The organism is Corynebacterium sp. ACRPO, from assembly GCF_022347205.1.
In the GTDB taxonomy this organism is placed as follows: domain Bacteria; phylum Actinomycetota; class Actinomycetes; order Mycobacteriales; family Mycobacteriaceae; genus Corynebacterium.
In genome coordinates, this window is the sequence record NZ_JAKRNE010000014.1 from 58379 (window position 1) to 65687 (window position 7309).

Here is a 7309-nt window from a genome sequence, read left to right on the forward strand (position 1 = left end):
TTAGTCACCCTCCTGTGTAAGTAGATCGGCCAAGTCTCCGGGGAGCTCATTAGCCTGCGAGTTTACTGGAGTATCCAGCTCAGGTGTAGTTTCAACGTGCGTATCCTGCGGATTCTGTTGCGTTGGTACGGCCGGGGGCTGTTCCTGGCGAGTAGGCGAGTGGCGCGTGGGTGCCTCGCGGTGAGTCGTGCGCGGGGCTTCTTCCAGATTGGATTCCTGCGGCTCCGTCTCTGTCACCGTCACCGGTTCTGGGGCCTCTTCCGTATCTTCGTCCGGGGTGTCCTGCGGGGTGGTGGTGGGATCGCGGTACTCCGTAACTACCGAGGTCTCCGGGGTGCTAGAGGGCTCGCTGTCGCCCTCGTTATCGCTCAAGTTGTGGTAGGCAGCGTAACCACCACCGGCCACGGCTGCGAGGAGCAGGGTGATACCCAGGCCCTTCAGGAAGGAGGATCCGCCCTTGGACTCCTTGTGCGCAGCAGTGCCCGCAGCCGGATGGATCGTGGTGGGCTGGGCAACGTTGCCCAACATCTCCGTCGATGCGGACGGAGAGGGCTCGGGTGCGCGTTGCGTTAGCGGGGCGGACTTAGGCTGCGGCGGGCGCTTGCCCAAGCGAACTGCGGAGATGGCCAGGGTGAACTCATTGCCATCGGCGTAGCGGGTGGCCGGATCCTTGCGCAACGCAATGCGGATGAGCTCGCGAGCCGGGGCGCTGATATTCGTCGATAGTGGCTCCGGCTCCTGGTTGATGTGGGCCAGGGCGATGGACACGGAGGAATCTCCGGTAAAAGGGCGCTTGCCGGCGAGCATTTCATAGCCGACGACGCCGAGCGAATAGACGTCGGAAGCCGGCGTGACGTCCTTGCCCTGTGCCTGCTCGGGCGATACATATTGCGCGGTACCCACCACCATGCCGGTGCGGGTCAGCGGCACGGCCGCAGCCGCCTTGGCAATGCCAAAGTCCGTGATCTTGACCTGGCCATTTTGCGTAATGAGGAGGTTGCCGGGCTTAATATCGCGGTGGACCAGCTCCATGCGGTGAATGATGGAGAGGCCATGCGCCGCCTGCTCGAGGACGTCGAGAGCGAGCTCTTCTTGCAGCGTATTTTCGCGCGCCAAAAGGTCTGCGAGGGATTCACCGCGCACATACTCCAAGGCCATGAAGCAGAACTTGCGGCCGTTATCCTCTAGCTCGCGGTAGTCATAAGTGGCCACCACGTTCTCGGACTGAATGGATTCGGCCGATTTTGCCTCGTTGCGAAAGCGCGAGAGGAACTCCTGGTTATCGGAAAATTCCGGGCGCAGAACCTTGAGCGCTACCTCACGATCATTGCGGGTATCATCGGCCAACCACACGGTGGACATTCCGCCGTGACCGATGATCCACTGCAGCTCGTAATCGCTGCCAATCAGTGCCTGGAGATGTTCCTTATTCTCGGCGCTATTCATTACTGCTCCCCCTGGTATGCGCGCAGGATAGCGCGGCCAATTGGGCCGGAAACCTTGCCGCCCGTCGCGGACTCACCCAAGTTACCACCATTTTTCACCACGACGCCTACCGCGATATCGCGTTCCGGATCGAAGGCAACGTACCACACATGCGGGGCCAGCCCCTCGCCGTGCTCGGCGGTGCCGGTCTTGGAGGCAAAGCCGTTACCGTCATAGCCCCAGGACGAACGCTCGGAGGCATACATCAAGTCAGTAAGCGTCGCCGCAGTTTCCTCATTAACCGCCTGGTCCGCCTTCTTCGGCTTGGTGGTGCGGACGTCCTTCATCTGGGCGTCGGTAATGCGATTGACCAGGTAGGGCTGCATGCGGGTGCCCTTATTGGCGACGGTGCCCGCCATGACGGCTGCCTGCAGCGCGGTCATGGTGACGTCGCGCTGGCCAATGACGGACTGCGCCGTGGCCGACCCATCCGGCAAATCACCCAAGGTGCCGGCGGAGGTAGACACGCCGAGGTCGTAATTCTCGCCCACGCCAAAGGCCTTGGCGTACTTGCGCAGCTCATCAGCGCCGAGCTGCTCCGACATTTCTACAAAGGCGGTATTGCACGACAGCGCAAAGGCGGTCTGCAGGGTCACCGCATCCTGACCATTGCACTTTTGGTTGTCGTAGTTAGTCAGCTCCGTCACCGTATCCGGCAAGGTAATGACATTGGAACCGGTCAGGGTGGAGGAAGGATCAAAGCCATTGTTAAGGCCCGCCGCGGTGGTGATGATCTTGAAAATGGAGCCAGGAGGCAAGGTCTCTGCACCGGCGTGGTTGACCAGCGGCTGCCCCTCCTGCTCCTGCAGGTTGGCCCAGGTCTCCTCGGCAGAATCACCCATTAGATCATTGGGGTTGTAGCCGGGGTTGGAGGCCATAGCTAGAATCTTGCCGGTGGAGGGCTGAATGGCAACCGCCGAGCCCTCGTAACCTGAGCCCACAAGCTGATCGTAAGCCGCCTGCTGGAGTGCAGGATCGATGGTGACCTCTACATTTGCACCCTGCTTCGGCTTATCGGCTAGAGCATCGAGCCAGTTTTGCTTCATTAAAGAATCATCAGTGCCATTGAGGATGTCATTTTGGGAGGACTCTAGTTCCGAGGCCCCAAATTGGCTCGACAAGTAGCCGGTCAGGTGGCCAAAGGCCGGTGAATCAATGGGGTAGGAGCGCGAGTAGGTCTCATCCGGGTTTTGCGTGGACTGCGCCAGCACGGTATTGCCCGCAAAGATCTGGCCGCGCGGGGTGGTTTGCATCTCCATAAACCCGCGCACATTCCGCGGATTATGGGCGTACTTATCCTCAGAAAAAGCCTGGATTACCGTCATATTGACCAGCAAAATGGCGGTCAAAATGATGGCGAACAAGGACACTAGGCGGATGGATCGATTCATCGGTGAGCCTCCTGGACCGACGGGAACATGGAGGTATCGCTCGGAGCATTGCCCGAGGTCTCCTGCATGGGGCGACGAGCCGCGTTAGAGATCCGCAGCAGAATCGCCAACAACACGTAGTTAGCCATGAGAGAGGAACCACCGGCAGACATGAATGGCGTAGTCAGGCCGGTCATCGGCAGCAGGGCAGAGATGCCGCCGGTGACCACGAAGACCTGCACGGCCAAGGTAAGAGAAAGACCGGAGGCCACCAGCTTGCCGTAGGTATCGCGGGTGCGCAGCGCGGTGCCGAAACCGCGGGTGGTCAGCATACCGAAAAGCACCAGCACGGCGGCGAGGCCGATGAGGCCGAACTCCTCACCGATTGCAGCAAGGATGTAGTCCGAGTGGGCCACCGGAACTAGTTCTGGATGCCCCTCGCCCAAGCCGCTGCCAGAGATGCCGCCGGAAGACAAGCCGAATAGCGATTGGGAGAGCTGGAAACCCGTGACGTCATAGTTACCCAGCGGATCCAGGAAGTTGGAAAAGCGCTGCTGGATCTTGGAGGAAATCTGGTAAATGCCAAACCCGCCGACGCCGACGAGGACCACGCCGATGAGCAGCCAGCTCACTCGGCCAGTGGCCATGAATAGCATGCCGAGGACGGTGCTAAACAGCAGCAGTGCCGGGCCAAAGTCATTGGAAATACCCATGATGACGATCGCGATGGCCCACACGATCAAGATGGGTGCGAGGTCGCGAAGGCGCGGCAGGGAGATACCGAATACTCGGTAGCCTGCGACGGTAAACAGGGAGCGCTTCTGCGTCAGCAGCATGGCGAAGAACAAGATCAGCAGGATCTTGGAGAACTCACCCGGCTGGATGGAGAAGGGGCCCAAGTTTATCCAGATACGTGCCTCCACGTCCTCAGGCTGCGGCCATACCAGCGGCAGGGCCAGCAGGACGAGGCCGGCGGCGCCCAAGATATAGGAGTAGCGCGTCAGTGACCTGTGATCCTTCAAAATGGCCAAGACAAGCACAAAGAGCACGAGTCCGACGATGGTCCACATGACCTGGCGCACGGCGAGGCCGCTTTCATTGACCAGATCCAGGCGGGCCAACATGATGAGCCCGATGCCATTGAGGATCGCCACGATGGGCAGCATGATCTGATCGGCATAAGGCGCTAAAAAGCACATCACCAAATGGGCGACAGTAAAGACTCCAATGAACCCGCCAATGAGATAAACCAGATCCATGGTCAGCGCGTTGTCTTGGGATAGCTCCAAGCTGACCAAAGTAATAGCAAAGACGATGGCGGCTAGGATGAGCAGGCCGAGTTCGGTGCCTCGGCTAAAAAACTTTTTCACAACCTACACCTCCCGGCAGGTGACGCCAGGTTTGTTTTTCTTGGCATCCTTTTTATCTTTTTGGCTCGGCGCAGTGATACATGGTTTGAGCGCCTTATCGCCCAAATCATTGATCTGTTGCTGCACCTCACCTAGATCACCAGTGGAGAGATGGTCGACGGCGCTGCGTTCAGATTCCGGCAGGTCCGTGACCTTCAGCGGCGTGAAGTCGCTCTCGCACGGCTGGCTGGAAAATAGCAGCGAGTTGCTGTCATTAATGCACACGTTTTGGTGCGTGGAGTGTAGTTCCTTGCCAAAGACGGAATAGTCAGCACCCTGTTGGATGGTGATTTCTTGTGCCTCGTTGGTAGCCACGTAGTAATTATTGGACAAGAAGTTCTTCGCCCACAGACCGAAGCCGATGACCAGCGCGAGCACGATGAGCAAGGCAATGAGGACCTTCCAGCCGATCTTTCGACCGGAAGTTTCGTCCTCCGTTTCGTCGTCAGCAGGCTCGGGGCGCTCGTCCTCGCCCTCGGCCATGACGGCCGGTGGAATTACTTGCGGCTTGCGGGAGAGCTGTGCCGCCCGCGAAGCAGAAGAATCCGGATGGGTGGGCTCTTCCGTCGGGCCGGCGAGCGCGCCCACGCGGAACGGCTCATGTTCCTTGGGCTTTTCTTCAGTTACTTCACCGATTACGACGGTGACATTATCCGGGCCGCCGGAGCGGATAGCCAGGTCCACTAGGGTGGATCCGGCCTGCTCGATGCTGCCTTGACCCAGCGCGGTTTCGATGGTGGACGCGGTTACGGGGTCCGAAAGTCCATCGGAACACAGCAAGATGCGGTCGCCCGGCTTGGCGTCGAGAGTAAACAGCGTTGCTTCAACCGGACGGCCCGTATAGGCCTTCAGGATGAGGGACTTTTGCGGGTGCGACGAGACGTCGCCCGGGTCCAGCTCGCCTTTATCCACCAAGGACTGCACGTAGGTATCGTCCTTGGTGATCTGCTTGAGCTTGCCGTCGCGCAGCAGGTAGCCCCGGGAATCTCCCACGTGGCAGACGCCGAAATCCGTGCCGTTGAAGAGCATGGTGGACAGCGTGGTGCCCATGCCTTCGGTTTCTGGATGCGCCTTGACGTGGTCACTGATGGCCTCGTTGGCCTGGTCGGCGGCCGCTTCCAGCAGGGCCTTGGTGTCTTCCTGGCCCGGATCTTGGTCCAAAATTTCTAGGTGGTTGACCATCAGCTCGGAGGCAACCTCGCCTGCCGCGTGGCCACCCATGCCATCGGCCAAGATCAAAAGGTGAGGACCGGCGTAGCCCGAGTCCTCGTTGTTATCGCGAATGAGGCCGCGATCGGACTTAGCAAAGAAGTTCAGCTTCAGTGTCATGCGTTCAACCTCACGGTGGTGCGGCCCAGCTTAATTTCGGAGTCCGCGCCGACTACCTCGGGTTGGTCGATGCGCACGCCATTGACAAAGGTGCCATTGCGAGATTCCAAATCCTCCACAACCCATTCGCTGCCGCGGCGGAATAGCCGGGCATGGTGGCCAGAAGAATAATCGTCGCCCGTGACAAAATCGCAGTCAGAGGCGCGGCCCAACGTGCAGTCCTCCAACGTGCCCAATTCCATATGGGAGCCCTGCAGGGGCCCCTCCACGATGGACAGCTGCTTAATCGCTTCCCGACGCCGCGGTGCCCCCACTTTTTTGGACTGCTGGCGGATAGCACCAGCAGATTTATTAGTATCGCGGCGCATGGCGTTTAAGGCCACCAGGATAAAAATCCAAAGCAGAGCCAACAAGCCGATGCGAAGCGCCAGCATGATGACTGCATCCATGGCGACCTCCCTTCCTTAACTGAAATTAGTAGCTGTGCGAATCAAGGCCCGTGATGCGGACCTCAATGTGGGAATGGCCCATGGTGATCACATCGCCATCGGCAAGCAGCCAATTATCAATCGGCGTTTCATTCACCGTGGTGCCGTTGGTGGACTGCAAATCCACCAGAACCGCATCCTGGCCGTTCCAGGTGATTTCCGCGTGCTGGCGGGATACGCCAGTATCCGGCAGGCGCAGGTCGGCGTCGTTGCTGCGGCCGATAATATTGGAGCCTTCCTGGACGTGATAAACGCGCGAAGAGCCATCCTGCAGCATCAGGTTGACTGCTGGGCCCTGCGGCTGTGGGGCGGGTTGACTATCTGGAGCAATGAAAGCGGTAGTTACCGCGTCATCAGCCGTATTCTCGTGCTGCTCGGTCATCTGGTCCTCCTGACCATCAAAGTCGTGGAAAATAGCCTCAAAACCGGTCTCTTCCGTGGGCTCGTGATCAATAAACGAGGACACGCGAAGCTGACCCGTGCGCAAACCAGATTCTTCTGCCACTCGCACGATCACGGGGCCCGCAAGGGACCATCCGCTATTGCGAATGAAGCGCGACAACTGGTCTGCACAATCGGCCGGCAAATTGCGATCCTGCGACAAGTTCTCCAAATCCTTGGAGGAGACACCCACAGTCATTACGTTCGGACTATAAAGGTTGTCATCGTCGCCGCGCGCAAGATTGTCCTGAGCCTCTTGCTTCAAAAGCTCATCAATTTCCGCGGGAACGACCTTGCCGCCGAAGACAAGGGCCATGCCGTTATCAAGGCCGCGTTGCATGGCGGAGTCCAGCTTCGCCAGCTTTTCTAAAAACGCCACGAGCCATTCTCCTTTCCACCATGCAGCGATCAGTAGCGATCAGTATAGTTTGTTCACTCCCTCGAAACGTAGATGGCGACGCGAAAGTTCCCAGAAATTTCGCCACCCCCTCCTCGAAATAATCCACTTTTCCTGCAGATTTGTAGTTTAATGCGCTTTTCGTGGTATCTTTATCAAGTCGCTAAGACAACCACACCCTGCCCGGGTGGCGGAATTGGCAGACGCGCTGGCTTCAGGTGCCAGTGTTCGATAAGAACGTGCGGGTTCAAGTCCCGCCCCGGGCACCCTGTGAAGTCTCGAGACATCGTTCCGGTCGATGCCTCGAGATTTTTCGTTTTCAGTTGCCCTGTTGGGGGTCAAGTTCGTTGTCTTTCTTGTTGTAATAGATTTTTTCTTCGGTGAGTGTGT

Annotated in this window: 6 protein-coding genes and 1 tRNA gene; 1 reads left to right on the plus strand and 6 read right to left on the minus strand. The window is 58.6% G+C overall.

What is annotated here, in order from left to right; all coding sequences use genetic code 11:
• From MHY22_RS09455 to MHY22_RS09480, 6 genes are read right to left on the minus strand one after another with little or no spacing between them, the layout of a single operon-like run.
• Positions 1–1446 (minus strand): serine/threonine-protein kinase, encoded by a 1446-nt coding sequence (locus MHY22_RS09455; protein ID WP_049378412.1) that lies wholly within the window; start codon positions 1444–1446, stop codon positions 1–3.
• Positions 1446–2876, minus strand: coding sequence for a penicillin-binding transpeptidase domain-containing protein (locus tag MHY22_RS09460; protein ID WP_239279068.1), 1431 nt, complete (start codon positions 2874–2876; stop codon positions 1446–1448). The genes MHY22_RS09455 and MHY22_RS09460 overlap by 1 nt, the downstream gene beginning before the upstream one ends.
• Positions 2873–4225, minus strand: coding sequence for an FtsW/RodA/SpoVE family cell cycle protein (locus tag MHY22_RS09465; RefSeq protein WP_239279069.1), 1353 nt, complete (start codon positions 4223–4225; stop codon positions 2873–2875). Before MHY22_RS09465 ends, MHY22_RS09460 begins: the two co-directional genes overlap by 4 nt.
• 3 nt (positions 4226–4228) lie before the next feature.
• Positions 4229–5593, minus strand: a complete 1365-nt coding sequence (locus MHY22_RS09470; protein WP_239279070.1) for a PP2C family serine/threonine-protein phosphatase — start codon at positions 5591–5593, stop codon at positions 4229–4231.
• Entirely contained in the window at positions 5590–6042 is a 453-nt protein-coding gene (locus tag MHY22_RS09475) for an FHA domain-containing protein (RefSeq protein ID WP_005329668.1), read from the minus strand. The genes MHY22_RS09470 and MHY22_RS09475 overlap by 4 nt, the downstream gene beginning before the upstream one ends.
• Positions 6043–6067: 25 nt before the next feature.
• Positions 6068–6901 carry a DUF3662 and FHA domain-containing protein gene (locus MHY22_RS09480; protein ID WP_005326268.1) on the minus strand — a complete coding sequence of 278 codons (834 nt, stop codon included), beginning with the start codon at positions 6899–6901 and terminating at the stop codon, positions 6068–6070.
• 199 nt (positions 6902–7100) lie between these two features.
• On the opposite strand from MHY22_RS09480, the gene MHY22_RS09485 reads away from it, so the two are divergent.
• Positions 7101–7185: transfer RNA gene (locus MHY22_RS09485), tRNA-Leu, on the plus strand.
• The last annotated feature ends 124 nt before the right edge of the window (positions 7186–7309 follow it).

Excerpts from the sequence above, each read along its gene's own strand:
- MHY22_RS09455 (WP_049378412.1), bottom strand. The coding sequence starts at position 1,446 with ATGAATAGCGCCGAGAATAAGGAACATCTCCAGGCACTGATTGGCAGC.
- MHY22_RS09460 (WP_239279068.1), bottom strand. The coding sequence starts at position 2,876 with ATGAATCGATCCATCCGCCTAGTGTCCTTGTTCGCCATCATTTTGACC.
- MHY22_RS09470 (WP_239279070.1), bottom strand. The coding sequence starts at position 5,593 with ATGACACTGAAGCTGAACTTCTTTGCTAAGTCCGATCGCGGCCTCATT.
- MHY22_RS09475 (WP_005329668.1), bottom strand. The coding sequence starts at position 6,042 with ATGGATGCAGTCATCATGCTGGCGCTTCGCATCGGCTTGTTGGCTCTG.